The sequence below is a fragment of the Kitasatospora sp. NPDC048715 genome (genome assembly GCF_043198905.1).
GTDB classification, from domain to species: domain Bacteria; phylum Actinomycetota; class Actinomycetes; order Streptomycetales; family Streptomycetaceae; genus Kitasatospora; species Kitasatospora lactacystinica.
Window position 1 is genome coordinate 869,985 of sequence record NZ_JBICVH010000001.1, and the last position, 26,168, is coordinate 896,152.

General features: G+C 73.8%; 23 protein-coding genes and 1 pseudogene. 10 read left to right on the forward strand and 14 right to left on the reverse strand.

All coding sequences use genetic code 11. From position 1 onward, the window contains the following. Window position 1 precedes the first annotated feature (1 nt). Together ACGFSC_RS04025 and deoC are read right to left on the reverse strand one after the other, a co-directional pair. Entirely contained in the window at window positions 2–1,489 is a 1,488-nt protein-coding gene (locus ACGFSC_RS04025; RefSeq protein WP_359906054.1) for an aldehyde dehydrogenase family protein, read from the reverse strand. A gap of 5 nt (window positions 1,490–1,494) precedes the next feature. Then, window positions 1,495–2,481, reverse strand: a complete 987-nt coding sequence (gene deoC, locus ACGFSC_RS04030) for a deoxyribose-phosphate aldolase (protein WP_359906056.1) — start codon at window positions 2,479–2,481, stop codon at window positions 1,495–1,497. Window positions 2,482–2,587: 106 nt separating this feature from the next. Between deoC and ACGFSC_RS04035 the strand changes: the two genes are divergently transcribed. Beyond that, window positions 2,588–3,268, forward strand: coding sequence for a PH domain-containing protein (locus ACGFSC_RS04035; protein ID WP_359906059.1), 681 nt, complete (start codon window positions 2,588–2,590; stop codon window positions 3,266–3,268). A gap of 66 nt (window positions 3,269–3,334) precedes the next feature. Here the strand turns inward: ACGFSC_RS04035 and ACGFSC_RS04040 are convergent, their stop codons facing one another. From ACGFSC_RS04040 to ACGFSC_RS04050, 3 genes are all read right to left on the reverse strand, one after another. Then, the gene (locus tag ACGFSC_RS04040) at window positions 3,335–5,059 is read right to left on the reverse strand and encodes a phospho-sugar mutase (protein WP_359906061.1); all 1,725 of its coding nucleotides are present in this window, start codon (window positions 5,057–5,059) and stop codon (window positions 3,335–3,337) included. Between the two features lie 193 nt (window positions 5,060–5,252). After that, window positions 5,253–6,074 (reverse strand): purine-nucleoside phosphorylase, encoded by an 822-nt coding sequence (locus ACGFSC_RS04045; RefSeq protein ID WP_359906064.1) that lies wholly within the window; start codon window positions 6,072–6,074, stop codon window positions 5,253–5,255. 205 nt (window positions 6,075–6,279) lie between these two features. Further along, window positions 6,280–6,717 (reverse strand): gamma-glutamylcyclotransferase, encoded by a 438-nt coding sequence (locus ACGFSC_RS04050; RefSeq protein ID WP_224284955.1) that lies wholly within the window; start codon window positions 6,715–6,717, stop codon window positions 6,280–6,282. Window positions 6,718–6,816: 99 nt separating this feature from the next. Here ACGFSC_RS04050 and ACGFSC_RS04055 point away from each other — a divergent pair, with 99 nt between their 5' ends. Both ACGFSC_RS04055 and ACGFSC_RS04060 read left to right on the forward strand, forming a co-directional pair. Beyond that, a complete protein-coding gene (locus ACGFSC_RS04055; RefSeq protein ID WP_359906067.1) occupies window positions 6,817–8,271 on the forward strand; it encodes an NAD(P)H-quinone dehydrogenase in 1,455 nt (484 codons plus the stop codon). Window positions 8,272–8,508: 237 nt separating this feature from the next. Further along, window positions 8,509–9,465: a DeoR/GlpR family DNA-binding transcription regulator gene (locus ACGFSC_RS04060; protein WP_380350559.1), complete on the forward strand. Its 957-nt coding sequence runs from the start codon at window positions 8,509–8,511 to the stop codon at window positions 9,463–9,465. Window positions 9,466–9,577: 112 nt separating this feature from the next. Here ACGFSC_RS04060 and ACGFSC_RS04065 read toward each other — a convergent pair whose 3' ends face one another. From ACGFSC_RS04065 to ACGFSC_RS04090, 6 genes are all read right to left on the reverse strand, one after another. Beyond that, entirely contained in the window at window positions 9,578–11,353 is a 1,776-nt protein-coding gene (locus ACGFSC_RS04065; RefSeq protein ID WP_359906073.1) for a biotin carboxylase N-terminal domain-containing protein, read from the reverse strand. Window positions 11,354–11,588: 235 nt separating this feature from the next. Beyond that, on the reverse strand, window positions 11,589–12,323 hold the full coding sequence (locus ACGFSC_RS04070; protein ID WP_359906076.1) for a hypothetical protein: 735 nt from the start codon (window positions 12,321–12,323) through the stop codon (window positions 11,589–11,591). A 64-nt stretch (window positions 12,324–12,387) separates the two neighbouring features. Continuing rightward, a complete protein-coding gene (locus ACGFSC_RS04075; protein ID WP_359906079.1) occupies window positions 12,388–12,990 on the reverse strand; it encodes a nucleoside triphosphate pyrophosphatase in 603 nt (200 codons plus the stop codon). Between the two features lie 47 nt (window positions 12,991–13,037). Further along, window positions 13,038–13,178, reverse strand: a complete 141-nt coding sequence (gene mmpB, locus ACGFSC_RS04080; protein WP_359906082.1) for a morphogenic membrane protein MmpB — start codon at window positions 13,176–13,178, stop codon at window positions 13,038–13,040. A gap of 130 nt (window positions 13,179–13,308) precedes the next feature. Further along, the gene (locus tag ACGFSC_RS04085) at window positions 13,309–13,530 is read right to left on the reverse strand and encodes an acyl-CoA carboxylase epsilon subunit (RefSeq protein WP_359906085.1); all 222 of its coding nucleotides are present in this window, start codon (window positions 13,528–13,530) and stop codon (window positions 13,309–13,311) included. Between the two features lie 29 nt (window positions 13,531–13,559). Next, window positions 13,560–15,149: an acyl-CoA carboxylase subunit beta gene (locus ACGFSC_RS04090; RefSeq protein WP_359906088.1), complete on the reverse strand. Its 1,590-nt coding sequence runs from the start codon at window positions 15,147–15,149 to the stop codon at window positions 13,560–13,562. A 232-nt stretch (window positions 15,150–15,381) separates the two neighbouring features. On the opposite strand from ACGFSC_RS04090, the gene ACGFSC_RS04095 reads away from it, so the two are divergent. The 3 genes and pseudogenes from ACGFSC_RS04095 to ACGFSC_RS04105 all read left to right on the forward strand — a co-directional run. Then, window positions 15,382–16,275 carry a biotin--[acetyl-CoA-carboxylase] ligase gene (locus ACGFSC_RS04095; protein WP_359906090.1) on the forward strand — a complete coding sequence of 298 codons (894 nt, stop codon included), beginning with the start codon at window positions 15,382–15,384 and terminating at the stop codon, window positions 16,273–16,275. 173 nt (window positions 16,276–16,448) lie between these two features. Further along, window positions 16,449–17,573, forward strand: coding sequence for an adenylate/guanylate cyclase domain-containing protein (locus ACGFSC_RS04100; RefSeq protein ID WP_359906093.1), 1,125 nt, complete (start codon window positions 16,449–16,451; stop codon window positions 17,571–17,573). A 459-nt stretch (window positions 17,574–18,032) separates the two neighbouring features. Next, window positions 18,033–19,166: pseudogene (locus ACGFSC_RS04105) on the forward strand (diguanylate cyclase domain-containing protein); the annotation flags it as partial. Window positions 19,167–19,928: 762 nt separating this feature from the next. On the opposite strand, the gene ACGFSC_RS04110 reads toward ACGFSC_RS04105, so the two are convergent. Further along, complete coding sequence (locus ACGFSC_RS04110; protein ID WP_359906095.1) at window positions 19,929–20,549, reverse strand: TetR/AcrR family transcriptional regulator; 621 nt, start codon at window positions 20,547–20,549, stop codon at window positions 19,929–19,931. 123 nt (window positions 20,550–20,672) lie between these two features. Between ACGFSC_RS04110 and ACGFSC_RS04115 the strand changes: the two genes are divergently transcribed. Both ACGFSC_RS04115 and hutH read left to right on the forward strand, forming a co-directional pair. Continuing rightward, window positions 20,673–21,839 carry a macrolide family glycosyltransferase gene (locus ACGFSC_RS04115; protein ID WP_359906162.1) on the forward strand — a complete coding sequence of 389 codons (1,167 nt, stop codon included), beginning with the start codon at window positions 20,673–20,675 and terminating at the stop codon, window positions 21,837–21,839. Window positions 21,840–21,967: 128 nt separating this feature from the next. Further along, complete coding sequence (gene hutH, locus ACGFSC_RS04120) at window positions 21,968–23,545, forward strand: histidine ammonia-lyase (RefSeq protein WP_359906098.1); 1,578 nt, start codon at window positions 21,968–21,970, stop codon at window positions 23,543–23,545. A 45-nt stretch (window positions 23,546–23,590) separates the two neighbouring features. Here hutH and ACGFSC_RS04125 read toward each other — a convergent pair whose 3' ends face one another. Then, on the reverse strand, window positions 23,591–24,016 hold the full coding sequence (locus ACGFSC_RS04125; RefSeq protein ID WP_359906101.1) for a hypothetical protein: 426 nt from the start codon (window positions 24,014–24,016) through the stop codon (window positions 23,591–23,593). A gap of 277 nt (window positions 24,017–24,293) precedes the next feature. Here ACGFSC_RS04125 and ACGFSC_RS04130 point away from each other — a divergent pair, with 277 nt between their 5' ends. Both ACGFSC_RS04130 and ACGFSC_RS04135 read left to right on the forward strand, forming a co-directional pair. Then, window positions 24,294–25,163, forward strand: a complete 870-nt coding sequence (locus ACGFSC_RS04130) for a MurR/RpiR family transcriptional regulator (protein ID WP_224278798.1) — start codon at window positions 24,294–24,296, stop codon at window positions 25,161–25,163. Between the two features lie 84 nt (window positions 25,164–25,247). Then, window positions 25,248–25,568, forward strand: coding sequence for a hypothetical protein (locus tag ACGFSC_RS04135; protein ID WP_359906104.1), 321 nt, complete (start codon window positions 25,248–25,250; stop codon window positions 25,566–25,568). 1 nt (window position 25,569) lies between these two features. On the opposite strand, the gene ACGFSC_RS04140 is transcribed toward ACGFSC_RS04135, so the two are convergent. Next, the gene (locus tag ACGFSC_RS04140; RefSeq protein WP_359906107.1) at window positions 25,570–26,142 is read right to left on the reverse strand and encodes a Uma2 family endonuclease; all 573 of its coding nucleotides are present in this window, start codon (window positions 26,140–26,142) and stop codon (window positions 25,570–25,572) included. Window positions 26,143–26,168: the final 26 nt, after the last annotated feature.

The following is a 26,168-nucleotide window of genomic DNA, read 5'->3' on the forward strand; positions in this document are numbered from 1 at the left end:
CTCAGGCCTCGACATTCAGGTAGGGCTCCAGACCGTGGCGGCCACCCTCGCGGCCGTAGCCCGACTCCTTGTAGCCGCCGAACGGCGAGGTGGGGTCGAACTTGTTGAAGGTGTTGGCCCAGACCACGCCGGCCCGGAGCCGGTTGGCCATCCAGAGGATGCGCGAGCCCTTCTCCGTCCAGATGCCGGCGGAGAGGCCGAACGGGGTGTTGTTGGCCTTCTCGACCGCCTCGGCGGGGGTGCGGAAGGTCAGCACCGACAGGACCGGGCCGAAGATCTCCTCCTGGGCGATCCGGTGGGCCTGGCTCACGCCGGTGAACAGGGTCGGCTTGAACCAGAAGCCGGTGCCCGGGAGTTCGCACGCCGGCGACCAGCGCTCGGCGCCCTCGGCCTCGCCGGCCTCGGTCAGCGCGGTGATCCGGGCCAGCTGCTCGGCCGAGTTGATGGCGCCGATGTCGGTGTTCTTGTCCAGCGGGTCGCCGACCCGCAGGGTGGCCATCCGGCGCTTCAGGGCGTCCAGCAGCTCGTCCTGGATCGACTCCTGGACCAGCAGGCGCGAGCCCGCGCAGCAGACGTGGCCCTGGTTGAAGAAGATGCCGTTGACGATGCCCTCGACCGCCTGGTCGATCGGCGCGTCGTCGAAGACGATGTTCGCGGCCTTGCCGCCCAGCTCCAGCGAGAGCTTCTTGCGGGTGCCGGCCAGCTGCTTGGCGATGGCGCGGCCGACCGGGGTGGAGCCGGTGAACGCGACCTTGTTGACGTCCGGGTGGGAGGTCAGCGCGGCGCCGGTGCGGCCGTCACCGGTGACGATGTTGACGACGCCCTTCGGCAGACCGGCCTGGCGGCAGATCTCGGCGAAGCGCAGCGCGGTCAGCGGGGTGGTCTCGGCCGGCTTCAGGACGACCGTGTTGCCGGTCGCCAGCGCGGGCGCGATCTTCCACGCCAGCATCAGCAGCGGGAAGTTCCACGGGATGACCTGGCCGGCCACGCCCAGCGGCTTCGGGTTCGGGCCGAAGCCGGCGAAGTCCAGCTTGTCCGCCCAGCCCGCGTAGTAGAAGAAGTGTGCGGCGACCAGCGGCAGGTCGACGTCGCGGGTCTCGCGGATCGGCTTGCCGTTGTCGATCGACTCCAGCACGGCCAGCTCGCGGCTGCGCTCCTGGATGATCCGGGCGATCCGGAACAGGTACTTGGCGCGCTCGCTGCCGGGCAGCGCCGACCAGTCGGCGAATGCCTTGCGGGCGGCGGCGACCGCGCGGTCCACGTCCTCCTCGGTGCCCTGGGCGAACTCGGCGAGCACCTGCTCGGTGGCCGGGTTGACCGTCTTCAGGGCCTCGTTGCCGGAGGAGTCGACGAACTCGCCGCCGATGAAGTGGCCGTAGGAGGTGGCGATGTCGCCCGCGGCGGCGGGGGACTCCGGGGCCGGGGCGTAGGCGAAGAGGCCGCCGGCGGGCTTGGCCACGGGCTCCTCGGTGTTCTTCTTCTTGGCCATGGTGATCAGTCCACCGTCACGTAGTCGGGGCCGGAGTAGCGGCCGGTGGCCAGCTTCTGGCGCTGCATCAGCAGGTCGTTGAGCAGGCTGGAGGCGCCGAAGCGGAACCAGTGCGGGGTCAGCCAGTCGTCACCGAGGGTCTCGTTGACCATCACCAGGTACTTCATGGCGTCCTTGGTGGTGCGGATGCCGCCGGCGGGCTTGACGCCGACCTGGACGCCGGTGGCCGCGCGGAAGTCGCGGACCGCCTCCAGCATCAGCAGGGTGACCGGCGGGGTCGCGTTGACGGCGACCTTGCCGGTGGAGGTCTTGATGAAGTCGGCGCCGGCCAGCATCGCCAGCCAGGAGACCCGGCGGACGTTGTCGTAGGTCTGGAGCTCGCCGGTCTCGAAGATCACCTTGAGGTGGGCGGAGCTGCCGTCGGGGCGCTCGCACGCCTCCTTGACGGCCGTGATCTCGTGGAAGACGTCGAGGTAGCGGCCGGAGAGGAAGGCGCCGCGGTCGATCACCATGTCGATCTCGTCGGCGCCCGCGGCCACCGCGTCGGCGGTGTCGGCGAGCTTGACCGGGAGGGCGGCGCGGCCGGCCGGGAAGGCGGTGGCCACCGAGGCGACCTGGATGTCGGTGCCCTTGAGGGCGGCCTTCGCGGTGGCGACCATGTCCGGATAGACACAGATGGCGGCGACGCGGGGGGTGGTCGGGTCGGTCGGGTCGGGGGTCCTGCCCTTGGCGCACAGCGCGCGCACCTTGCCGACCGTGTCCGCGCCCTCCAGCGTGGTCAGGTCGATCATCGAGATCGCCAGGTCGATGGCGTACGCCTTCGCCGTGGTCTTGATCGAGCGGGTACCGAGAGCGGCGGCACGCGCCTCCAGGCCGACCTGGTCGACGCCGGGCAGGCCGTGCAGGAATCGGCGGAGCGAGGCCTCGGACGCCGCAACGTCCTGAAGGCCGCTGCCCGCAACGCCGGGGGCATTGGCTGCAACAGTGGACATAGTCACCAGGGCAGCATATCTACGCGCGTAGCAAACCGCTAGGGCGCTCGCCATTCGTGGCCGGACCGAGACCTCGGGGTGAGGGGCATGGGGCAGAATCGACGTCATGACCGATTCCGACGGCAAGCCCCACCAGGGCCCCGCCGCCCCCGACGGGGAGCCCGAGTACGCCGACCGCGTGTACCGCTCTGTCCCCGGTGTGATCTCCGGAGTGCTGCTGCTGGTCGTGGCGGCCTGGCTGATCGGCGACGCGGTGGTGAGCGGGACCGGGAAGACCCCGTACGTCTCGCTCGCGGCGGTGCCGGTGTTCGCCTTCCCGGTGATCGCGTACACGCTGCGCCCGGCCGTGACGGCCGGCCGCGACCGGCTGGTGGTGCGCAACCCGTGGCGGACCGTCGTCGCGCCGTGGGCCTCGGTGGACGCGCTGCGCGCCGGGTACTCGGTCGAGCTGCTCGCCGGCGGGAAGAAGTTCCAGCTCTGGGCCGTGCCGGTGTCGCTGCGGCAGCGCAAGCGGGCCACCCGGGCGCAGAGCCCCAGCGCCGCCGAGCACGCCTCCAGGACCGGCCTGGGGCTGGGCATGGCCAAGCGGACCAACCCGGTCGTCCAGGGCTCGCCCGACCCCACCCGCGCCTGGTCCGACCAGGTCACCGCCGTCCTCCAGGAGACGGCCGAGCGCAACGCCGCCCGACCCTCCGCCACCGGCCCGGTCGAGGTCCGCTGGTGCTGGTGGGTCATCGCCCCCACCCTGGCCGGCCTGATCGCGCTGATCACCGTCATCGCGGTCTGACCCCGCCGACCGCACGAAGGGGCCCGCCGGTCACGACCGGCGGGCCCCTTCACGTGTGCGCGGACGTCAGGCGGTGATGCCGGCGGCCTCGGCGAGGTCGTGCTTGACGGTGGCGAGGAGGGCGGCGGCGCGCTCGCGGGCGGGACCGAGGTCCGCCGCGGAGGCGACCGGGAGGACGACCTCCAGGTAGCACTTGAGCTTGGGCTCGGTGCCCGAGGGGCGGACCACGATGCGGGCGGAGCGGACGCCCTCGCCGGCCAGGTAGTAGCGCAGCCCGTCGGTGGGCGGCAGGTCCGCGGAGCCGGCCGACAGGTCGTCGGCGCGGGTGACCCGCAGACCGGCCAGGACGGTCGGCGGCTGCTCGCGCAGCCGGCGCATCGCGTCGGCGATCAGCGTGAGGTCCTTGACCCGGACGGAGAGCTGGTCGGTGGCGTGCAGGCCGTGCTCCAGCGCCAGGTCGTCCAGCAGGTCGGACAGGGTGCGGCCGGACTTCTTGAGCGTGGCGGCCAGCTCGGCGACCAGCAGGGCGGCGGTGATGCCGTCCTTGTCCCGGACGCCCTGCGGGTCGACGCAGTAGCCGAGCGCCTCCTCGTAGCCGTAGCGCAGGCCCTCGGCGCGGGAGAGCCACTTGAAGCCGGTCAGGGTCTCGGCGTAGCCCAGCCCCGCCGCCTCGGCGATCCGGCCGAGCAGGGTGGCGGAGACGATGGTGGTGGCGAAGGTGCCCTCGGCCTTCTTCGCGACCAGGGCCGAGCCGAGCAGCGCGCCGACCTCGTCGCCGCGCAGCATCCGCCAGCCGGCCGCGCCGGCGCCGCCGCCGGCCGCGTTGCCGTTGGCGGGGACGGCCACCGCGCAGCGGTCGGCGTCCGGGTCGTTGGCGATCACGATGTCCGGGCCGACGGTGGCTGCGGTGCGGAACGCGAGGTCCATCGCCCCCGGCTCCTCCGGGTTGGGGAAGGCCACGGTCGGGAAGTCCGGGTCGGGCTCGGCCTGCTCGGCGACCACGGTGGGCGCGGGGAAGCCCGCCCGGCGGAACGCGGCGACCAGGGTGTCGCGGCCGACGCCGTGCATCGGGGTGTAGACCACCTCCAGGTCGCGCGGGCCGTGCTCGTCGATGATCGAGACGGCCCGGGTCAGGTAGGCCTCGACGACCTCCTCGCCGAGCACCTCCCAGCCCTCCTCGGCGCGCGGGACCTCGTCCAGCGAGCCGATCGCGTCGATCTCGGCGGCGATCCCGGCGTCGGCCGGCGGGACGATCTGCGAGCCGTCGCCCAGGTAGACCTTGTAGCCGTTGTCCTGCGGCGGGTTGTGGCTGGCGGTGACGGTGACGCCGGCGGCCGCGCCCAGGTGGCGGACGGCGAAGGCGAGCACCGGGGTCGGCAGCGGACGCGGCAGCAGCGCGGCGCGCAGGCCGGCGCCGACCACCACGGCGGCGGTGTCGCGGGCGAAGTCGTACGACTTGTGGCGGGCGTCGTAGCCGATGACGACCAGGTCGCCCAGGCCCTGCTGCTTGACGTAGGCGACCAGGCCGGCGGCGGCCCGGATCACCACGGCGCGGTTCATCCGCATCGGGCCGGCGCCGAGTTCGCCGCGCAGGCCGGCGGTGCCGAACTGGAGCCGGTCGGAGAACCGCTCGGCCAGCTCCGACCAGGCGAGCTTGGCGTCGGTCTCGGCCTCCGGGCCCTCGGCCAGGGCCAGCAGCGCGGCGAGCTCCTCGCGGGTCTGCGGGTCGGGGTCCTCGGCCAGCCAGGTCCGGGCCCGGGCGAGGAGATCGGGGTTGAGTGCCTGCGTCATGCCAGCTCCATCGGGAGTGCGTCGGTGTGTCGGCCGGAGGTTCCGCGGTTGATCGGGAGGAGGGTTTCCGCTGTGACCGGAGGGTTCCGCAAGAAAAGGGGTCGCGCATGCGGACGGGGCCCACGAGAGGGCGTGATCAGCGGATCACGCCGCCCGTGGGCCCCGTCGGTCATGATTCTGCGCCTGGTGGGCGTCAGATCCGCTCAAGGACCTTCGCCAGCAGTTCGCCCATGCGCTCGGCGGAGGCCTTGCCGGCCTCCAGCACCTCGGCGTGGTTGAGCGGCTCGCCGGTCATGCCGGCGGCCAGGTTGGTGACCAGGGAGATGCCGAGCACCTCGGCGCCGGCCTCGCGGGCGGCGATGGCCTCCAGGGTGGTGGACATGCCGACCAGCTCGCCGCCGATCACCCGGGCCATGTTGACCTCGGCCGGGGTCTCGTAGTGCGGGCCGCGGAACTGGACGTAGACGGCCTCGTCCAGGGACGGGTCGACCTCGCGGCAGAGCGCGCGCAGGCGCTTGGAGTAGAGGTCGGTGAGGTCGACGAAGTTGGCGCCGACGATCGGGGAGTCCGCGGTCAGGTTGATGTGGTCGCTGATCAGGACCGGCTGGCCCGGGGTCCAGCCCTGGCGCAGACCGCCGCAGCCGTTGGTCAGCACGATGATGCCGCAGCCGGCCGCGGCGGCGGTGCGCACGCCGTGGACGACGGTGGCGACGCCGTGGCCCTCGTAGTAGTGGTTGCGGCCGAGGAAGATCAGGGCGCGCTTGTCGCCGATCTTCACCGAGCGGATCGTGCCGGCGTGGCCGGCGACGGCGGGGGCGGGGAAGCCAGGGAGCTCGGTGACCGGGAACTCGGCCACGGTCTCGCCCAGGGCGTCGGCGGCCGGCACCCAGCCGGAGCCCATCACCAGGGCGACGTCGTGCCGCTCGGCACCGGTCAGCTCGCGCAGGCGCTCGGCGGCGGCCTGGGCGGCGGCGTAGGGGTCGGCGGAGACGACCGACTGAGGAGAAGCGTTCACGGGTCCGAGGATAGACGGGAATCGGCTACGCGCGTAGAAATTCCGCCGCGGCATGCCGGATCGTTACCCGGATGACCCGAAAACACAGCTCGGCGGCGGTTCCGGGCCGCCCGGTTCGTCGGTTCCCACACAGACGGTGCTCCGCGCCCTCCGTACCCGCACGCCCGGCGCGCGGCCCGCAGGCGCACGGAGCCCCGGGAACCCCTCAGCAGGGGCGGCGGCGCAGGTCCATCACGTAGTCGTGCGGGGCGCCGGCGCTCTCCGCGGCGTCGGCGATCAGGCCGAGGTAGCGGGCCGCGGGCAGGCCGCCCTCGTAGTCGTTGAGCACGTACGTCCAGACCGGGATGTCCCCGTCCAGGGTCTGCGCGCGCAGCTTGATCTTGCGGTAGATGCCGAGCTGGACCCCCTCCCAGCGGTCCAGGCCCTCCTCGTCCATCGGCGCGACGTCGTACAGCGAGACGAAGACCTGGTCCTTCTCGTCCTCGACCACGGTGGCCAGCGAGCCTTCCCAGCCGAGCTGCTCGCCGCCGAAGGTGAGCCGCCAACCGGCTAGCCACCCCGTGCCGCGCAGCGGGGAGTGCGGGGCTCGGCGGGTCATCTGCCGGGCATCGAGGTTGGTGGCATACGCGGCGTAAAGGGGCATGGGGGCCAGCGTAGCCCGGGCGGCGGGCGGGCCGGGGCTACTGGACGAACGTACGGGAGCCCGGACCCCGGCGTGGCGGCCGTCCCGGCGTGCGGGACAATGGGGAGCGTGACTCGGATCGTGATCATCGGTGGCGGACCCGGCGGCTACGAGGCGGCGCTGGTGGCCGCTCAGCTCGGCGCGGAGGTGACCGTCGTCGACCGCGACGGTCTGGGCGGATCGGCGGTGCTCACGGACTGCGTTCCGTCGAAGACCCTGATCGCGACCGCGGAGGTGATGACCACCTTCGACAGCTCGTACGAGGAGCTGGGCATCCTGGTCGCGGACGACACTCCGCCGGTCGAGCAGGCGGCCCGGGTCATCGGCGTCGACCTGGGCAAGGTCAACCGCCGTGTGAAGCGCCTGGCCATCGCGCAGTCCCACGACATCACCCAGTCCGTCACCCGGGCCGGCGTCACCGTGCTGCGCGGCCGCGGCCGGCTCGGCACCGGCGGGCAGGCCGCGGACGGCTCCCGCGAGGTACTGGTGGACGCGCCCGACGGCACCGTGCAGTCGCTGCGCGCCGACGCCGTGCTGATCGCCACCGGCGCCCACCCGCGCGAGCTGCCGGACGCCCAGCCGGACGGCGAACGGATCCTCACCTGGACCCAGGTGTACGACCTGGAGGAGCTGCCCCGCGAGCTGATCGTGGTCGGCTCCGGCGTGACCGGCGCCGAGTTCGCCGGCGCCTACCAGGCGCTCGGCTCCAAGGTGACCCTGGTCTCCAGCCGCGACCGGGTGCTGCCGGGCGAGGACCCGGACGCCGCCGAGGTGCTGGAGGACGTCTTCCGCCGCCGCGGCATGAACGTGATGGGCCGCTCGCGCGCCGAGAGCGTCAAGCGGATCGGCGACCGGGTCGAGGTCATGCTGGCCGACGGCAAGGTGATCGAGGGCACCCACTGCCTGATGGCGGTCGGCTCGATCCCCAACACCTCCGAGATGGGCCTGGAGGAGGCCGGGGTCAAGCTCAACGACTGGGGCCAGATCCAGGTCGACCGGGTCTCCCGCACCAGCGCCCCCGGCGTGTACGCGGCCGGCGACTGCACCGGCGTCTTCATGCTCGCCTCGGTGGCGGCCATGCAGGGCCGGATCGCGATGTACCACGCGCTCGGCGACGCGGTGCAGCCGCTGAACCTCAAGACCGTGGCCTCCAACGTCTTCACCGACCCGGAGATCGCCACCGTCGGCTACACGGCGGCCGACGTGGAGTGCGGCAAGATGGACGCCGTCGTGGTCAAGCTCCCGCTGCGCGGCAACCCGCGGGCGAAGATGCAGGGCATCCGGGACGGCTTCGTGAAGCTGTTCTGCCGCCCGGGCACCGGCATCGTGGTCGGCGGCGTGGTCGTCGCCCCGCGGGCCAGCGAGCTGATCCACTCGATCTCGCTCGCGGTGGACGCCAATCTGACGGTCGAACAGGTGGCCAGCGCCTTCACCGTCTACCCGTCCGTCTCCGGTTCGACCGCCGAGGCCGCCCGGCAGCTGCACATCCGCAAGCGGGCCGACGGCGAATCCTGAGCGTCCGGCGCACAGTTGAGGGCGGTCGCCGATCGGCGGCCGCCCTTCGCGCGGGCATGGCCGTCACCCGGACGGCGGGCGCGGTTCCGGGGGCATGGGCGGCGCGTATTCTACGGTCACGCGCCGCTCGTGCGTGAGCAATTCCCGCTACTAGCTGCAAACGCCTGAAAGCAGACGGTCACGCAGGTTACCGTCGGTTCTGTGTTTGCAGCAGAACGTCGCCAGTTGATCCTCGAAATGGTGCGCGCCAACGGAGCCGTCTCGCTCCGGGAATTGGCCCGCGTCGTCCAGACCTCCGAAGTGACCGTGCGCCGTGACGTGCGGGCGCTGGAGGCAGAAGGGCTCCTCGACCGCCGGCACGGCGGCGCGGTGCTCCCCGGCGGCTTCAGCCGCGAACCCGGATACCCGCAGAAGACCCACCTGTCCGCGGCGGAGAAGAGCGCCATCGCGGACCTCGCCGCCGGCCTGGTGGAGGAGGGCGACGCGGTGGTGGTCGGCGCCGGCACCACCACCCAGGAGCTGGCCCGCAGACTGGCCCGGGTGCCCGGGCTGACGGTGGTCACCAACTCGCTGCTGGTCGCCCAGGCGCTGGCGCACGCCAACCGGGTGGAAGTGGTGATGACCGGCGGCACCCTGCGCGGCTCCAACTACGCGCTGGTGGGCAGCGGCGCGGAGCAGTCCCTGCAGGGGCTGAGGGTCACCAAGGCCTTCATCTCCGGCAGCGGGCTGACGGCCGAGCGCGGGCTGTCGACGGCGAACATGCTGTCCGCGAGCGTGGACCGGGCCATGGTGCTGGCGGCCGCCGAGGTGATCGTCCTCGCCGACCACACCAAGCTCGGCGCGGCCGGCATGTTCCAGACCGTCGCCACCGAGACCATCACCCGGCTGGTCACCGACGAGCAGGCCACCGCGGACGACGCCACCGTCCGCGAACTGGACGCGCTCGCCGACTGCGGGGTGCAGGTCGACCTGGCCCCGCTGGGCGCGGGCCCGAGCGGCGACGCCCCGGTGCACGGCACCGGCAGCGGCCCGGTGCACCAGACCCAGCCCGGCCCGATGGCCCGCCGCGGCGGCCCGCCCCCCGGCGGCGCCCCGCTGCCCGGCCAGCGCCGCCCCGGCGCGCACGGCAGCCCGGTCGGCCCGGGCGGCATGCCGACCCGGCTGGCCGAGCTGGGGCTGCCGCGCGGGCGCTGAGCCCGCGGCGGGTCCGCGGGACGTGACCGGCGGACCCCGGAAACGCGACCGGTCCGCACGCCCCGAAGGGCGTACGGACCGGTCCGGGGGGACGGTGCCCCCCGCGGCGGCGTCAGTCCTTGATCTCGCAGAGCGCGGCGCCACTGCTGACGCTCGCGCCCACCTCGGCCTTGAGACCGGAGACGGTGCCCGCCTTGTGGGCGTTCAGCGGCTGCTCCATCTTCATCGCCTCCAGGACCACGATCAGCTCGCCCTCGGCGACGACCTGGCCCTCCTCCACGGCGACCTTGACGATGGTGCCCTGCATCGGCGAGGCCAGGGTGTCGCCGCTGACGGCCGAACCGGCCTTCTTGGCGCCCACCCGGCGCTTGGCCTTGGCGGCACCCGCCGCACCGGCCGCCGGGGCCGTCGCGACGCCCAGCGAGGACGGCAGCGAGACCTCGATCCGCTTGCCGCCGACCTCGACCACCACGGTCTCCCGGGTCTCGGCCTCCTCGCCGTCACCGGCCGCGCCGGCGAACGGCGGGATGGTGTTGTCGAACTCGGTCTCGATCCACCGGGTGAAGACCTTGAACGGCTCGTCGCTGCCGTGCACCTCCGGCGCGAACGCCGGGTCGACGACGGCCGCCCGGTGGAACGGGATGGCGGTGGCCATGCCCTCCACCTTGAACTCGGCCAGCGCGCGGCGGGCCCGCTCCAGGGCCTGCTTGCGGTCGCGGCCGCTGACGACCAGCTTGGCCAGCAGCGAGTCCCAGGCCGGGCCGATGACCGAGCCGGTCTCCACGCCGGAGTCCAGGCGCACGCCCGGGCCGGACGGCGGGGCGAACAGCGTCACGGTGCCGGGCGCGGGCAGGAAGTTGCGGCCCGGGTCCTCGCCGTTGATGCGGAACTCGAAGGAGTGGCCGCGCACCTCGGGGTCGCCGTAGCCGAGCTCCTCGCCGTCGGCGATCCGGAACATCTCGCGGACCAGGTCGAGGCCGGTGACCTCCTCGGTGACCGGGTGCTCCACCTGGAGACGGGTGTTGACCTCCAGGAAGGAGATCGTGCCGTCCAGGGCGACCAGGAACTCGCAGGTCCCGGCGCCCTCGTAGCCGGCCTCCTTCAGGATGGCCTTGGACGCCCGGTACAGCTCGGCGTTCTGCTCGGCGGTCAGGAACGGCGCGGGCGCCTCCTCGACGAGCTTCTGGTGGCGGCGCTGCAGCGAGCAGTCACGGGTGGAGACGACCACCACGTTGCCGTGCTTGTCGGCCAGGCACTGGGTCTCCACGTGCCGCGGGTTGTCCAGGTAGCGCTCGACGAAGCACTCGCCGCGGCCGAAGGCGGCGACGGCCTCGCGCACCGCGGACTCGTACAGCTCGGGGATCTCCTCCAGCGTGCGGGCGACCTTGAGGCCGCGGCCGCCACCGCCGAAAGCCGCCTTGATGGCGACCGGAAGGCCGTGCTCCCGGGCGAAGACGACGACCTCGTCGGCGCCCGAGACCGGGTCCGGCGTACCGGCCACCAGCGGGGCACCGGCCCGCTGGGCGACGTGCCGGGCGGTCACCTTGTCGCCGAGGTCGCGGATGGCCTGCGGCGGCGGGCCGATCCAGATCAGACCCGCGTCGAGGACGGCCTGGGCGAAGTCGGCGTTCTCCGACAGGAACCCGTAGCCGGGGTGGACGGCGTCGGCGCCGGAGTCGGCGGCCGCCTTGAGGACCTTGGCGATGTCCAGGTAGCTGGTAGCGGGGGTGTCACCGCCCAGCGCGTAAGCCTCGTCGGCCGCGCGGACGTGCAGCGCATCCCGGTCCGGCTCGGCGTAGACGGCGACGCTGGCGATACCGGCGTCCGAGCAGGCCCTGGCGACGCGGACGGCGATTTCCCCGCGGTTGGCGATGAGCACCTTGCGCACTGTGGCTCCCTTCTTGAACCTCGTTGAGTTTATGGATTCCTGGGCAGTACCGGCGAGTAGCCCCGGGTTGTGAACTATCCCACACGCTCGGTGATGGCTTTTCCGGCCCCTTCCGCGGCCCCGCGGACGACGCCGCAGGTCGGCGCCGGTCCGCCCGGACCGGGCGGGGCCACGGCGGGTGACCGGCCGGCGGCGTGGCGGGAGGTGGCATCGGCCACAGTCTCGCGCGGACCGCTCAAGCGGCGCCTGAGCGGGCGCCTGGCCGCTGCAGCGCCTCGGCCGTCACGTCCGCCGCCACCTCGACCATGTCCGGCCCGTACGCCTCCGGATTGACCACCCGCAGGACGAGCGCGAAGGTGCCGTCCTGCCCGTACCTCCGGGCGAGTTCGCGGTGGTGCGCGACCAGGTGGCGCACCCCGGCCTGGTTGGCGACGCCGGTCTGGCCGGCGACCAGGAACACCGGGCGGCCGCCGTCCGGGGTGGAGATCCGCGCGAGCAGGGCGTGCGCCTGGTCGCGGTCGGCGGTGTAGTCGCGCTCGCCCACCACGATCACGTTGCTGCCGGGACCCGGCCCGGACGTGACGAGCACGCCGGGCAGGGCCCAGGCCAGGTGCGCGGCCATCCGCTCGTTGCTGACCGGACCGCCCAGGCACAGCTCGGTCTTGGCGCCCAGGCCGCGGTGCGCGGCGTCGTGGGCGACCAGTTCGGGACGCGCCCCGCACTCCTCGACCAGCCCGGCCAGCCACATCAGCGCGTAGGCGTCGCGCCGGGTCACGGTGTGCGCGTGCGAGCCCGTCCCGATGCTGCGCGGCACCACGATCAGGCACTCGCTGCCGCTCGGCAGCCCGAAGAACGCCCGCACCCGTTCGACCTTGCGGCGCCGCCGCAGCACCTGGGCCAGCCAGCCGAGGACAGCGCTGATCGCACTGGCCACCAGGCCGAGCACCACGTTGAGCACGCTGTCGGTCATCTTCCGCGCCCCTCCCCGTTCGGACGCCGGTCAGCTTAGGGCGACAGGGGCGCGGTGCGGCAGGTCAGTCGGCCCACAGATCGGTGATGCGCACGCCCAGGTCGGCGAGCAGCCGGCGCAGCAGCGGCAGGGAGAGGCCGATGACGTTGCCCGGATCGCCGTCGATGCCGTCGATGAACGGCGCCGAGCGGCCGTCCAGGGTGAACGCCCCGGCCACGTGCAGCGGTTCGCCCGAGGCCACGTACGCGGCGACCTCGGCGTCGTCCGGGGTGCCGAAGCGGACGGTGGTGGAGGCGGTGGCCGAGGACTGCCGGCCGGTCGCGGTGTCGATCACGCAGTGGCCGGTGCGCAGCACGCCGGCGCGCCCGCGCATCGACTGCCAGCGGGCCAGCGCCTCGGCGGCGTCGGCGGGCTTGCCGAGGGCCCGGCCGTCCAGTTCCAGGACGGAGTCGCAGCCGATCACCAGCTCGCCGTCGGCGAGTTCGGCGGCGACGGCCTTCGCCTTGGCCTCGGCCAGCACGAGCGCGAGTTCGGCGGGGGTGGCGGCGGTGATCGCGTCCTCGTCGACGCCGCTGACCACCACGCGCGGGTCGAGGCCCGCCTGGCGCAGCAGCCCGAGGCGGGCGGGGGAGGCGGAGGCGAGGACGAGAGCGCGCTGGTCGGTCATGCCCACCAGCGTAGGGGGTGCTCCTATCCGCCGTTCGGGTGAACGGTTCAGGTGAAGGGCTGGGAGAGCATCATCAGCACGGCGCCGACCAGCACCAGGACGGCGATCACCCTGCCGGCCCGCTGCATCCGCTCCTGCATCCGACGGGCCTCGGGCGAGGGCTCGTCACGGGGATCTGACCAGAGCACCCGTCCAGAGTGCGCCGCCAGGGGCGCGGGCGCCTGAGTATCCGTACTCAGGTTCCGGGCGGAGCGGGCGCCCGGGAACGCGCGGAGCGGGCAGCCGGCGGTGCCGGCCGCCCGCTCCGCGCGGCGGGTGTCAGTGCGCCCAGCCCGAGGTCCGCCAGGCGTTCACGGCGTGGCGGACGGCGGGGCGGTGCAGGCGGGCACGGTCGTTCCAGGGGGACGTCGGGCCGGCACCGGCCAGGCGCGCCGCCTCGGCGGCGGCCTGCGCGGCGGCGGCCCGGGCCTGGACCACCGCCAGGACGGTGGCCAGCTCCTCGGGGGTCGGCTGCCCGTGCAGTACGTGGATCGGGGACATGGCTGCTTCTCTCCCGACAGGGACGGGGCCTACAGGGGGATGTTGCCGTGCTTCTTCGGCGGCAGCACCTCGCGCTTGCCGCGCAGCGCCCGCAGACCGCGGACGATGTGCCGGCGGGTCTCGCTCGGCGCGATCACCGCGTCCACGTAGCCCCGCTCGGCCGCCAGGTACGGGTTCAGCAGGGTGTCCTCGTACGAGGCGATCAGCTCGGCCCGCTTCTCCTCGACGGTGCCGGCCGCCTCGGCCTCGGCGATCTCCCGGCGGTGCAGGATGTTGACCGCGCCCTGCGCGCCCATCACGGCGATCTGCGCGGTCGGCCAGGCCAGGTTGAGGTCGGCGCCCAGGTGCTTGGAGCCCATGACGTCGTACGCGCCGCCGAAGGCCTTGCGGGTGATCACGGTGATCAGCGGGACGGTGGCCTCGGCGTAGGCGTAGATCAGCTTGGCGCCGCGCCGGATGATGCCGTCCCACTCCTGCTCGGTGCCGGGCAGGAAGCCGGGCACGTCGACGAAGGTCAGCACCGGGACGTTGAACGAGTCGCAGGTGCGGATGAAGCGGGCGGCCTTCTCGCTGGCGTTGATGTCCAGGCAGCCGGCCAGGTCCATCGGCTGGCTGCCGACGATGCCGACGGACTGGCCCTCGACCCGGCCGAAGCCGGTGATGATGTTGCCCGCGTACAGCGGCTGGGTCTCCAGGAACTCGCCGTCGTCGACGATGTGCTCGATCACCGTGCGCATGTCGTACGGCTGGTTCGCCGAGTCCGGCACGATGGTGTCGAGTTCGAGGTCCTCCTCGGTGACCGTGAGGTCGGCCTGCTCGGGGTAGGACGGCGGGTCGCTCAGGTTGTTGGACGGCAGGTACGAGAGCAGGCTCTTGACGTACTCGATCGCCTCCTTCTCGTCGGCGGCGAGGTAGTGCGCGTTGCCCGACTTGGCGTTGTGGGTGCGCGCGCCGCCCAGCTCCTCCATCGCGACGTCCTCGCCGGTGACGGTCTTGATCACGTCCGGGCCGGTGATGAACATGTGCGAGGTCCGGTCGGCCATCACCACGAAGTCGGTGATCGCGGGGGAGTACACCGCGCCGCCCGCGCAGGGACCCATGATCAGCGAGATCTGCGGGACGACGCCGGAGGCGTGCACGTTGCGCCGGAAGATCTCGCCGTACAGGCCGAGCGAGACCACGCCCTCCTGGATCCGGGCGCCGCCGGAGTCGTTGATGCCGATGACCGGGCAGCCGGTCTTCAGCGCGAAGTCCATCACCTTGACGATCTTCTCGCCGAACACCTCGCCGAGCGAGCCGCCGAAGACGGTGAAGTCCTGGGCGAACACCGCGACCTGGCGGCCGTCCACGGTGCCGTAGCCGGTCACCACGCCGTCGCCGTACGGCCGGTTCTTCTCCTGGCCGAAGTTGGTCGAGCGGTGCCGGGCGAACTCGTCGAACTCCACGAAGGAGTCCTCGTCCAACAGTTCCGCGACCCGCTCGCGGGCGGTCAGCTTGCCCTTGGCGTGCTGCTTCTCCACGGCCTTCGCGGAGCCGGAGTGCACCGCCTCGTCCAGCCTTCGCCGCAGGTCGGCGAGCTTGCCGGCGGTGGTGTGGGGGTCGTACGACGCCTCGGTCATCCGGTGGCTCTCCCTGATCCATGGCCGCGACCTGTTCGAGTGCGCGCGGGGCCGGGTGGTGGGCCCGCGCATGAGGGCAGGGCGGCGCTACGAACTACCGCTGGGTAGCGTAGCCAGCGCGGAGGGCGATGCGGCACGTCCTGGCGTCATGACCATCGACACAGTTCTGTTGACGGGTGTTCTGCGGGACGATGGGGCGGCCTGCGTCCCGGATCGGTCCTAGGGTTTTCCCATGACCGCACCCGAGACCCCCCGCCGCAGCGGACTGCGCGGCTTCGGCCACGCCGGACCGTCGCCCTGGACCGACCTGGACCGTCCGCCGCTGGACGAGGAGGCGCTGCGCCACGACCTGCTCGTCCCGGGCGGCCTGTGGACCTCGCTGGACGTCGTCGCCGAGACCGGCTCCACCAACAGCGACCTCGCCGCCCGGGCCGCGGCGGGCGCCGCCCAGGGCGCGGTGCTGGTGGCCGAGGCGCAGAGTGCCGCCCGCGGCCGGCTGGGCCGGCAGTGGACCGCCCCGCCCCGCTCCGGGCTGTTCCTGTCCGTGCTGCTGCGCCCCGAGGGGGTGCCGGTCGAGCGGTACGGCTGGCTGCCGATCCTGGCCGGGGTGGCCGCGGCCAGCACGCTCGGCCGGGTCGCCGGGGTCGAGGTCGGCCTGAAGTGGCCCAACGACCTCCAGGCGGAGATCGACGGCGCGGAGCGCAAGCTCGGCGGCATCCTCACCGAGCTGTCGGGCGGCGCGGTGGTGGTCGGTATGGGCCTCAACGTCTCGCTGCGCACGGAGGAACTGCCCGTCCCCGCCGCCGCCTCGCTCGCGCTGGCCGGCGCCTCCACCACCGACCGGGGCACCCTGCTGCGCGCCCTGCTGCGCGAGCTGGCCGAGCTGTACCGGGAGTGGACGGCCGCCGCGGGCGACCCGCACGCCAGCGACCTGCTGCGCGCCTACGCGGACCGCTGCACCACGCTCGGCCGCCGGGTGAAGGTGCACCTGCCGGGCGACCGCGAGCTGGTCGGCGAGGCGGTGGCGGTGGACGGCGACGGGCGGCTGGTGGTCCGCACGCCGGACGGCGTACGCCGGGCGGTCGGTGCCGGGGACGTCGTCCACGTGCGCCCCGAGGCCCGCTGAACGGCAGTCTTCACCACCCCTTGACCCGGGCTGATGCCCCGGATCCGACGATTCCGTGCGAACATTCCACCTGGCAGCGGTGTGAGGCGCGCCACTGTCCGCCCGGGTGGCGGACGGCGCGCCCGGACAGGTAGGACACGAGGCGAGTGCGGCGATCGCACGGGGACGGACCGGTGGCAGAGGACGGCAGCAGCGGCGCGACGGCGGGCAGCAACGACCCCACGGTCGCGCTCGAACTGGAACGCCTGATCCTGGACGCGCCGCGCCGCTACACCCCGTACCAGGCCGCGCGCGCCGCCGACGTCCCGATGGAGCTGGCCACCCGGTTCTGGCGCGCCATGGGCTTCCCCGACATCGGCCAGTCCCGCGCGCTCACCGACGGCGACGTGATCGCGCTGCGCCGCCTGGCCGGCCTGGTGGAGTCCGGGCTGCTCAGCGAGTCGATGGCGATCCAGGTGGCCCGTTCCACCGGTCAGACCACGGCCCGGCTGGCCGGCTGGCAGATGGACACCTTCCTGGAGAACCTCACCCAGTCCGCCGAGCCCGGGCTGACCCGGGCCGACGTCGCGTACCCGCTGGTCGAGCTGCTGCTGCCGGAGCTGGAGCAGTTCCTGGTGTACGTCTGGCGGCGCCAGCTGGCGGCCGTCACCGGCCGGGTGGTGCAGGCCGCCGAGGACAACGAGATCACCAGCGGACGGCTCGCCGTCGGCTTCGCCGACCTGGTCGGCTTCACCCGGCTGTCCCGGCGGCTGGAGGAGGAGGAGCTCGGCGAGCTGGTCGAGACCTTCGAGAACACCTGTTCGGACCTGATCGCCGGCCAGGGCGGCCGGGTGATCAAGACGCTCGGCGACGAGATCCTCTACGTCTCCGAGGACCCGGCGACCGCCGCCGAGATCGCGCTGAGCCTGATCGAGGCGCTGGCCGGGGACGACACCATCCCGCCGCTGCGGGTCGGCATGGCCTTCGGCACGGTCACCTCGCGGATGGGCGACGTCTTCGGCACCACCGTCAACCTGGCCAGCCGGCTGACCTCGATCGCCCCCAAGGACGCGGTGCTGATCGACGGCGAGTTCGCCGCCGCGCTGGAGCAGAACGGCAGCGTCGCCCCGGCCGACTCGGAGGGGCCGGGCCTGGCCGAGGCACTGTCGGCCGCGGCCGGGATGCCCGCCTCCGGGCTGCCGATGCCGGGCCCGGAGGCCGGGGCCCGGTTCCACCTGCAGCCGATGTGGCGGCGGCCGGTGCGGGGGCTCGGACTGGTCGAGCCGTGGCTGCTCACCCGGCGGCTGAAGGCCGAGTAGCGCTCCGCCCGCGGAGAGGGCGAACAGCGGCCCGCCGCGGGGAAGGCGAATAGCGCTCCGCCTGCGGGGAAGGCGTGGGAGCGGAGAAGCCGTTCGCGGTGCGGAGGTCCGTGGGCGCTCGCTCTTCCGTGGTGGGTGCGGCTCTTCCGTGGTGGGTGGGGCTCTCCCGCGATGGGTGCGGCTTCCCGGGTGCCGAACGGTTGAAACCCGTACGGTCGGCTGCGGGTCCGTCCGGGCAAACGGGGCATAACCGAACGAACCCGCCATAGTCTTGGTGCAAGCGGCCGGTCGGGTGCGGCCGGTCGGCGGGGGTCTGGCAGGACCGAGCACAGGGAGCGAGGCGAGCCGGTGAGCAGCGAGGCGATCATGACGGACCGCGACTGCGACTGCGGCCGCCTGCGGAACCCCGACCCGCTGCCCGACCTGAGGCTGCAGTCCGTGGTCGAGCTCGCCCAGGACATGGCCGCCGCGCTCACCCCGCTGGAGGCCGTCCGGGCCGCCGCCACCCGGGCCACCGAGGCGCTCGGCGCCACCATGGCCGCCGTCTCGGTCTGGGACCGGGAGTCCGGCCGGCTGCGGGTCCTGGTCAACCACGGAGAACTCGCCCCGGGCGAGGAGGAACTGCCCGAGGACGAGTCGTACCCGGTCGCCGACTTCCCCGAGATCGTCACGTACCTGGAGGAACGCTGGACCACCGGGCGGCTGCCGCGCGCCTGGCTGCAGAGCGCCGAGAACAGCGAGCCGCACGCCGGGCACGCCCACCCGACCGCCGGTGCGTACTGCCAGGAGCGCGCCGCGGCGCTGCGCCGGCGCGGGCGGGCCTGCTGCGTGGTCGCGCCGATCGTGCTGCACGGCCAGGCCTGGGGCGAGCTCTACCTCGCCCGGTCGGCCGGGATGCCCGGGTTCACCGAGGGCGACGCCGACTACGCGACGCTGCTCGCCGCCCAGGTCTCGGCCGGGCTGGCGCAGACCGAGCGCCTCGCCGACCTGCGCAAGCTCGCCTTCTCCGACCCGCTCACCGGCCTGGCCAACCGGCGGGCCGTCGACGCCCGCCTGGAGAGCGCGCTGGAGGCGCACAACCGGGACAACACCGTGGTCTCCCTGGTGGTCTGCGACGTCAACGGACTGAAACGGGTCAACGACCAGCTCGGCCACGAGATGGGCGACCGGCTGCTGGAGCGGTTCGCCCACCAGCTCTCGCTGGCCGCCGCCAAGCTCCCCGGCAGCCTCGCCGCACGGCTCGGCGGCGACGAGTTCTGCCTGCTGGTGGAGGGCCAGAAGGCCGACGAGGTGGTCGCCGTCGCCGAGGAGCTGTGCGCCCGGGCGCTCGCGCTCTCCGAGGGCGAGGGCGTGGCCTGCGGCGTCGCCTCCACCGGGGACTCGATCGGGCCCGTCACCACCCCCGACCGGCTGTTCCGGCTCGCCGACGCCGCCCAGTACCGGGCCAAGGCGGCCCGGGCCGCCCACCCGGTGGTCGCCGGGCGCAGCCACGGCCCCGGATTCTCGCCCGACCCCACCGTGCTGCTCGCCGACGCCGCCGACCCGCACCACCGGGCGGACGGGCGGCGCGGGCCGAACGGCCGGGCCGGGGCGGGCGACCGGCGGCGGTTCCGCGGCGCCGCCCACAGCGCCGACCCGGGGCAGCTGCTCACCGCCGTGCTCGCCTCCCTCGACCGGGCCGCCGCGGCCCGGGCCGTCCACCCGGCGGACACCCTCGGCAAGCTGGTCGTGGTCGCCGAGGCCGCCGCCCGTTTGCTGGACGCCGTCGGCTGGTGGGTCTCGTACGTTCCGCCGGGCTCCCAGTTCATGCGCACCGCCCAGCACGCCGTCTACCGGATGACCAGCGGCCCCGCCAACGCCCGCGCCGAGACCCAGCGGGCCCGGATCGAGGCCCCCGACGCGGTCTTCGACCTCCGGCACTACCCGATGACCCGCCGTGCCGTGCGCGGCGGCGCCTTCGCCCTGCGGTCGGGCGCGGCCGGCAACGACCCGGCGGAGGAGGCGATGCTCGTCGTCTCCGGCTACCGGGGCATGGTCGCGGCGGGCGGCCAGAACCCGGCCGGCGGCTGGCTGGTGGAGCTCTTCGCCGACGACGCCACCCTGCCGCTGGGCCAGGCCGCCTGCGCCATGCGGGCCCTGGTCTCGGTCGCCCTGGCGGGGCCGGCCTCGCCGCCGGCGGTCTGAGGCGTCGGCCCCGGCCGGGGCCGACGGCGGACCGGGTGGCGGCGTCCCGCCCCGGGCGCCTCGCCGCCGGTACGGCTCCCGCGGTGGGTCAGGCGGGCCGTTCATCCGGCGCGCACTCGTGTCGCTGTGCCGCGTGCCGCGTGCCGGTCGCGGTGGTGGCCGTGTGCTGGTTCAGGCGCCGCGGCCGCCGTCGGCGGCGGGCGGGTTGAGCGCCCGGAGGGCGGCGTCGACCAGGAGGTCGGCGTGCTCGTGGGTGAGCGGGCCGAGCCGGAACTGCCAGCGGTAGTTGAGCGGACCGTAGAAGAGTTCGACGGCCAGGTCGAGGTCGGCGTCGGGGGCGATCTGGCCGGCCTCGCGGGCACGGCGGAGGCGGTCGCGGGTGACGTCCAGCAGCGGGTCCAGCAGGCGGGTGCGGTACTCGGCGTGCAGCGCGGGGTCGTTGAGGATCTCGGCGAGGAGCGCGCGGTAGGTGCGGTCGGCGCCCGGGTCGGCGAGCTCGTCGCTGGTGGGGCGCAGGACGGCGCGGAGGTCGGCGCCGAGGTCGCCGGTGTCGGGGAGGGCGAGGCTGCCCTCGTGTTCGCCGGCGGCGAGGAAGGCGTCGAAGACCACCGCCCCCTTCGAGGGCCACCACCGGTAGATGGTCTGCTTGCCGACGCCGGCGCGGGCGGCGATCGCCTCGATGGTCAGCTTGCCGTAGCCGACCTCGGCGACGAGTTCGGTGGCCGCGGTGAGGACGGCGGCGCGGGCGCGCTCGCTGCGGCGGGCGGGGTCGGGGGCGGTTCTGGAAGCCATGGGAAAAATTCTATGCGAAACAGCGAGACGAACCGTATTGTCTTCTCAAGCAACCGCGAGACGGTCCGTCTCGTCTTCATCGCTGCCCCGGAGGTGCCCGTGAACCGCCCCGCACACATCCTGATGGTCTCCATTCCGGCCCATGGCCACGTCAACCCCAGCCTCGCCGTGATCACCGAGCTGGTCGCCCGCGGCCACCGGGTCAGCTACGTCAACGACCCGTCCTTCCGGGAAACCGTGGAGTCCACCGGCGCCGCCTTCGTCCCGTACCCGACGAAGCTGCCGCTCGCCGACGACCCGGACGGCTGGATGGAGGATCCGGTGGCGATCCAGGAGCTGTTCCTGGACGACGCGCTCTCCATGTGGCCCGTCCTCCTGGAGGCCTTCGCCGACGACCGGCCCGACCTGGTGCTCTGCGACATCGCGGGCTTCGCGGCCCGGGCGCTCGGCGAACGGCTGGGGGTGCCGGTCGTGCAGCTGTCGCCCACCTTCGTCGGCTGGGAGGGCTTCGAGCAGGACCTCGCGGAGGTGTTCGAGGCGATCCGCACCGGTCCGGGCGGCGCCGAGCACTACCGCCGGTTCGCCGACTGGCTGGCCGAGGCCGGTGCGGCGCAGCGCGACGTGGACGCCTTCAAGAACCGCCCGGAGCGGGCGATCGCCCTGGTCCCGCGCGCCCTGCAGCCCAACGCCGACCGGGTCGACGAGCGGCGGATCAGCTTCGTCGGGCCCTGCTTCGGCGACCGCGCCCACCAGGGGCGGTGGGAGCGGCCGGCCGGCGCCGAGAAGGTGCTGCTGGTCTCGCTGGGCTCGGCCTTCACCCACCAGCCCGCCTTCTACCGGGCCTGCGTCCGGGCCTTCGGCGAGCTGCCGGGCTGGCACACCGTGCTCCAGATCGGCAGCCACACCGACCCGGCCGAGCTCGGCGAGGTGCCGGACACCGTCGAGGTGCACCGGTGGGTGCCGCAGCTGTCGGTGCTCTCCCAGGCGGACGCCTTCGTCACCCACGCGGGCATGGGCGGCTCCAGCGAGGGGCTGTTCCACGCCGTGCCGATGATCGCGGTGCCGCAGGCCACCGACCAGTTCGCCAACGCGGACGCCCTGGAGGGGCTCGGCGTCGCCCGCCGGCTGGACACCGAGCAGGCCACCGCGGAGGCGCTGCGCGCCGCCCTGCTGGAGCTGGTCGGCGACCCGGCGGTGGCCGAGCGGCTGCGCGAGCTGTCCGCCGCCGGGCGGGCCGAGGGCGGCACCGCCCGGGCGGCGGACCTGATCGAGGCCGAGCTCGTGAGGTGAACTCACGAGGTGAAGCGGAGGCGGCCCGGGGGCCGCGCTGTGCGGCGCCGGTCCGGAGGGCGGAGAATCCGGATGGCGAGCACCTGTTGTCATATCTTCATTCACCTGATGTGATGGTGTATATGGATATGCACAGTGCTGTGGCCCCCGACGCTCCGCTGGTCCTGGTCGGCAAGGCCGACGTCAGCGCGGAGGACGTCCTCGCCGTCGCCCGGGGCAACGCCCGGGTCGAGATCGGCCCCGACGCGCTGGCCGAGATGGCGACCGCCCGCGCGCGGATCGACGCCCTCGCGGCCGAGCCGCGCCCCGTCTACGGCGTGTCGACCGGCTTCGGCGCGCTCGCCGTGCGCCACATCAGCCCCGAACTGCGCGCCCAGCTGCAGCGGTCGCTGGTGCGCTCGCACGCCGCCGGCATGGGGCCGGCGGTCGAACGCGAGGTGGTCCGCGCGCTGGTGTTCCTGCGGATGAAGACGCTGGCCTCCGGCCGTACCGGCGTCCGGCCGCTGGTCGCCCGGACCATGGCCGCCCTGCTCAACGCGGGCATCACCCCGGTGGTGCGGGAGTTCGGCTCGCTCGGCTGCTCCGGCGACCTCGCGCCGCTGTCGCACTGCGCACTGGTCCTGATGGGCGAGGGCACCGCCACCGGCCCGGACGGCGTGGAGAAGCCCGCCGCCGAACTGCTCGCCGCCGCCGGGATCGAGCCCGTCGAGCTGCTGGAGAAGGAGGGCCTCGCCCTCATCAACGGCACCGACGGCATGCTCGGCATGCTGGTGATGGCCATCGCCGACCTCCAGCGGCTGTTCACCACCGCCGACATCACCGCCGCGATGAGCCTGGAGGCGCTGCTCGGCACCGAGAAGGTGCTCGCCCCCGAGCTGCACGCCCCGATCCGCCCGCACCCGGGCCAGGCGCTGAGCGCCGCCAACATGCTCGCCGTCCTCAAGGACTCCGGCCTCACCGGCCACCACCAGGACGACGCGCCGCGGGTCCAGGACGCCTACTCGATCCGCTGCGCCCCGCAGGTCGCCGGCGCCGGCCGGGACACCCTGGAGCACGCCCGGCTGGTCGCCTCGCGCGAACTGGCCGCCTCGGTCGACAACCCGGTGGTGCTGCCGGACGGCCGGGTGGAGTCCAACGGCAACTTCCACGGCGCCCCGGTCGCCTACGTGCTGGACTTCCTCGCCATCGCCGCCGCCGACCTCGGCTCGATCTCCGAGCGCCGCACCGACCGGCTGCTCGACAAGGCCCGCTCGCACGGCCTGCCGGCCTTCCTGGCCGACGACCCGGGCGTGGACTCCGGCCTGATGATCGCCCAGTACACCCAGGCCGCGCTGGTCAGCGAGAACAAGCGGCTCGCCGTCCCGGCCTCGGTCGACTCGATCCCCTCCTCCGCGATGCAGGAGGACCACGTGTCGATGGGCTGGTCGGCCGCGCGCAAGCTGCGCCAGGCCGTGGCCAACCTCGGCCGGATCCTCGCCGTCGAACTCACCGCGTCCGCCCGGGCGCTGGAGATCCGTCAGCAGGCCGACGCGTCGGGCCGCGTCGCCCCGGCCACCGCGGCCGCCATGGCCGCCGCCCGGGAGGCGGGCGTCGGCGGCGCCGGCCGCGACCGCTTCCTCTCGCCCGACCTGGAGGCCGCCGCCGAGCTGGTCGCCTCCGGCGAGCTGGTGCGGGCGGTCGAGCGGGTCACCGGCCCGCTGGCCTGAGACCCGGCCGGCCGGGGTCGTGGCGTCGCCGCGGAGTGACGGGGCTCAGTCCCAGTCGCTCCGCGGCGAGCGCTCCGCGCGGTCCCGGCGGTTGCGCAGCTCGCCCAGGGCGGCCGCCAGGTTGACCCCGACGATGCCCGCCCAGCAGACCACCAGACCGGCGAAGCCGCCGCTCTCCGGGCTGCCCGCGATCGCCGTCAGCGGGATGCCGAGGACCAGCGAGGTCACCGCGAGCCCGGTGTTGGAGCGCTTGCCCCAGCCCGGACGGCGGGACTGCCCCCGGTGGGGGGACCGCGGCTCGTAGTCGTCCAACCGCTGGGCCACCGACCGCTCGACCCGGGCGTCCAGCCGGGCGTCGAGCCGCTTCATGAAGGAGTCGACGAGTGCGTCCTCGTACTCCTTGCCGAGCTCCTTGCGGGCCTGGAGGGTGGCGTCGAGGTCGCGCCGCAGTTCGTCCTGACGAGTGTCCATGGAACCAGGGTGGGGCCGCCGGGGCCCCCGGTCCATCCGTTCGCAGGAGGAATCCGGGCGGGCTCAGGGACAAATCAGGGTTACCCCGACCCGGCGCGGCCGACCGCGGGTCCGACCGGTCCGACCGGTCCGACCGGTCCGACCGGTCCGGCCCGCGCGACCGGTCCGACCCAAGGGGCGTCCCACCGGACGTCCCGCCGTACGAGACGTCTTTGCCAGGTGCGGCCCGCTCCTGCACAGTCGTCGTCCGACCCCCTCGCACCCGGAGGTACCGCTGATGACCGCCACCGACGAGACCGGCAGCGTCGGCCCCTCCGCCCGGCTGCTCCAACTGTTCGAGGGGCACCGGCTGACGCCGACCCAGCGCCGGATCGCCCACTCGCTGGTGCGGCACGCCACCGAGGCGCCGTTCCTGTCCAGCGTCGAGGTCGCCGAACTCGCGGGCGTCAGCCAGCCCTCCGTCACCCGCTTCGCGGTCGCGCTCGGGTACGACGGCTACCCGGCGCTGCGCAAGCAGCTGCGCGAACTCGGCGGCGGCGAACAGGCCGCGCCGGAGACCCCGGACGACGCGGTGCGCAACGAGCACCAGCAGGCCGTGCTCGCCGAGATCGCCCACCTGCGCCACCTCGCCGAACTCCTCGCCGACCCGGAGCCGATCACCCGGGCCGCCCGGCTGCTCGCCGCCTCCCGCCCGCTGCCGGTGCTCGGCCTGCGGGCCGCCTCGGCGCAGGCGCGCGGCTTCGCCTACTTCGCGGCCAAGGTGCACCCGGACATCCGGCTGCTGGACGAGGGCGGCAGCATGCTCGCCGACCGGCTGGAACAGGCCCGGGCGGCCGGGGCCAGCGCACTGCTCTGCTTCGCGCTGCCGCGCTACCCGCGGGAGCTGATGGACGCGCTGACGGTGGCCCGCGAGTGCGGGCTGACGGTGCTCACCGTGGCCGACAGCGCCTTCGCGCCGGTCGCCAAGCTGTCCGACCTGATGCTGCCGGCCGCCGTCGGCACCGGGCTGGTCTTCGACACCGCGTGCGCCCCGATGATGCTCGGCCGGGTGCTGCTGCAGTCCATGTGCGACGAACTGCCGGGAGCGGAAGCCCGGTTGGAGGCGATCGAGCAGTCGGCGGCGGCGCGCGGCCTCTTCCTGGAATGAGCGCGGAACAAGCACGGCCCGGAACGGCGGCGGGGGAGTAGCCGTCACGAACCCGGGCATCCCCTCCTGCAGGGGGTGCCACCCATGCACGTGATCCACGAGATGAAGTTCGTCGCCCGCCTCTCCTCGGGCGCCGACGAATGGTCCTGCCCCGCCTGCGGACGCCGCGTCACCCTGCGGCGCCTGCCCGAACCCGAACTGACCGTCCTCGACCCGGGCGACGAGTCGGCCGTCCACGTCGGCGTCATCGAACCCGACGCCCGCGCCGTCGCGGCCGCCGAGAAGTACGGCCTCGGCCCCGTCCAGAACATCCCCCGCCCGCCGTCCCCGCCCGCCCCGGACGCCGACGACCGCCGCTGGCTCGCCGAGATCGGCATCGACTGGGACGGCGGCGCGGCGGCCTGACTCAGCCGCGCGGCGCGTACAGCGGAAGGCCGGAGGTGTCCAGCTCGGCGGGCAGCGGCGCGGGCAGCGGGACGGCCTCGCCGTACGTGCCGCGCAGGACGCCCTGGTACTCGCCGTCGCGGGGGCGGGTGTGGAGTGTCCAGGCGCCCTTGCGGGGGTCGACCGTGAGGAGGACCGGAACGCCTGCGATCGCGTACCAGCTGGTCCTGGCGGCGATGTGGGTGATGAGCGAGGGGCCGGGAACGACCTGAACGGCGAGAGCGGCACGGCGGGGATCGGCTCGCCGGTCGTCCTCGTTCTCCCATGCGACGGGCAGCACGATCAGGTCGGGGGTGGCGTAGTCGTCCTCGTCGTCCGGTAGGGCGACCGATGACGACTCGTAGGCGCCGAGGTTCGCGGGCAGCTGCGGTCCGAGGTCTTCGCGCAGGTGGCGCACTGTGCCGGCGTGTTTCCCTCGGCGGGGAGGCGACATCAGCAGCGTGCCGCCGATGATCTCGACCCGCAGCCCGGTGCGCCGCTCGATCCCTTCGGCGGTCCGGCGCAGCCTGCCGGAGCGTGCCGGAACAGCTGCCATGGCGTCCTCCGCTGGGCCGATCGGCT

Coding starts and splice junctions, on each gene's coding strand:
- ACGFSC_RS04035 (WP_359906059.1), top strand. CDS start 2,588: ATGACCGATTCCGACGGCAAGCCCCACCAGGGCCCCGCCGCCCCCGAC.
- ACGFSC_RS04090 (WP_359906088.1), bottom strand. CDS start 15,149: ATGACCGAGGCGTCGTACGACCCCCACACCACCGCCGGCAAGCTCGCC.
- ACGFSC_RS04125 (WP_359906101.1), bottom strand. CDS start 24,016: ATGGACACTCGTCAGGACGAACTGCGGCGCGACCTCGACGCCACCCTC.
- ACGFSC_RS04060 (WP_380350559.1), top strand. CDS start 8,509: ATGGTGCGCGCCAACGGAGCCGTCTCGCTCCGGGAATTGGCCCGCGTC.
- ACGFSC_RS04135 (WP_359906104.1), top strand. CDS start 25,248: ATGCACGTGATCCACGAGATGAAGTTCGTCGCCCGCCTCTCCTCGGGC.
- ACGFSC_RS04140 (WP_359906107.1), bottom strand. CDS start 26,142: ATGGCAGCTGTTCCGGCACGCTCCGGCAGGCTGCGCCGGACCGCCGAA.
- ACGFSC_RS04095 (WP_359906090.1), top strand. CDS start 15,382: ATGACCGCACCCGAGACCCCCCGCCGCAGCGGACTGCGCGGCTTCGGC.
- ACGFSC_RS04050 (WP_224284955.1), bottom strand. CDS start 6,717: ATGCCCCTTTACGCCGCGTATGCCACCAACCTCGATGCCCGGCAGATG.
- ACGFSC_RS04055 (WP_359906067.1), top strand. CDS start 6,817: ATGGGGAGCGTGACTCGGATCGTGATCATCGGTGGCGGACCCGGCGGC.
- hutH (WP_359906098.1), top strand. CDS start 21,968: ATGCACAGTGCTGTGGCCCCCGACGCTCCGCTGGTCCTGGTCGGCAAG.
- ACGFSC_RS04110 (WP_359906095.1), bottom strand. CDS start 20,549: ATGGCTTCCAGAACCGCCCCCGACCCCGCCCGCCGCAGCGAGCGCGCC.
- ACGFSC_RS04075 (WP_359906079.1), bottom strand. CDS start 12,990: ATGACCGACCAGCGCGCTCTCGTCCTCGCCTCCGCCTCCCCCGCCCGC.
- ACGFSC_RS04070 (WP_359906076.1), bottom strand. CDS start 12,323: ATGACCGACAGCGTGCTCAACGTGGTGCTCGGCCTGGTGGCCAGTGCG.
- ACGFSC_RS04130 (WP_224278798.1), top strand. CDS start 24,294: ATGACCGCCACCGACGAGACCGGCAGCGTCGGCCCCTCCGCCCGGCTG.
- ACGFSC_RS04085 (WP_359906085.1), bottom strand. CDS start 13,530: ATGTCCCCGATCCACGTACTGCACGGGCAGCCGACCCCCGAGGAGCTG.
- ACGFSC_RS04025 (WP_359906054.1), bottom strand. CDS start 1,489: ATGGCCAAGAAGAAGAACACCGAGGAGCCCGTGGCCAAGCCCGCCGGC.
- deoC (WP_359906056.1), bottom strand. CDS start 2,481: ATGTCCACTGTTGCAGCCAATGCCCCCGGCGTTGCGGGCAGCGGCCTT.
- ACGFSC_RS04040 (WP_359906061.1), bottom strand. CDS start 5,059: ATGACGCAGGCACTCAACCCCGATCTCCTCGCCCGGGCCCGGACCTGG.
- ACGFSC_RS04115 (WP_359906162.1), top strand. CDS start 20,673: ATGGTCTCCATTCCGGCCCATGGCCACGTCAACCCCAGCCTCGCCGTG.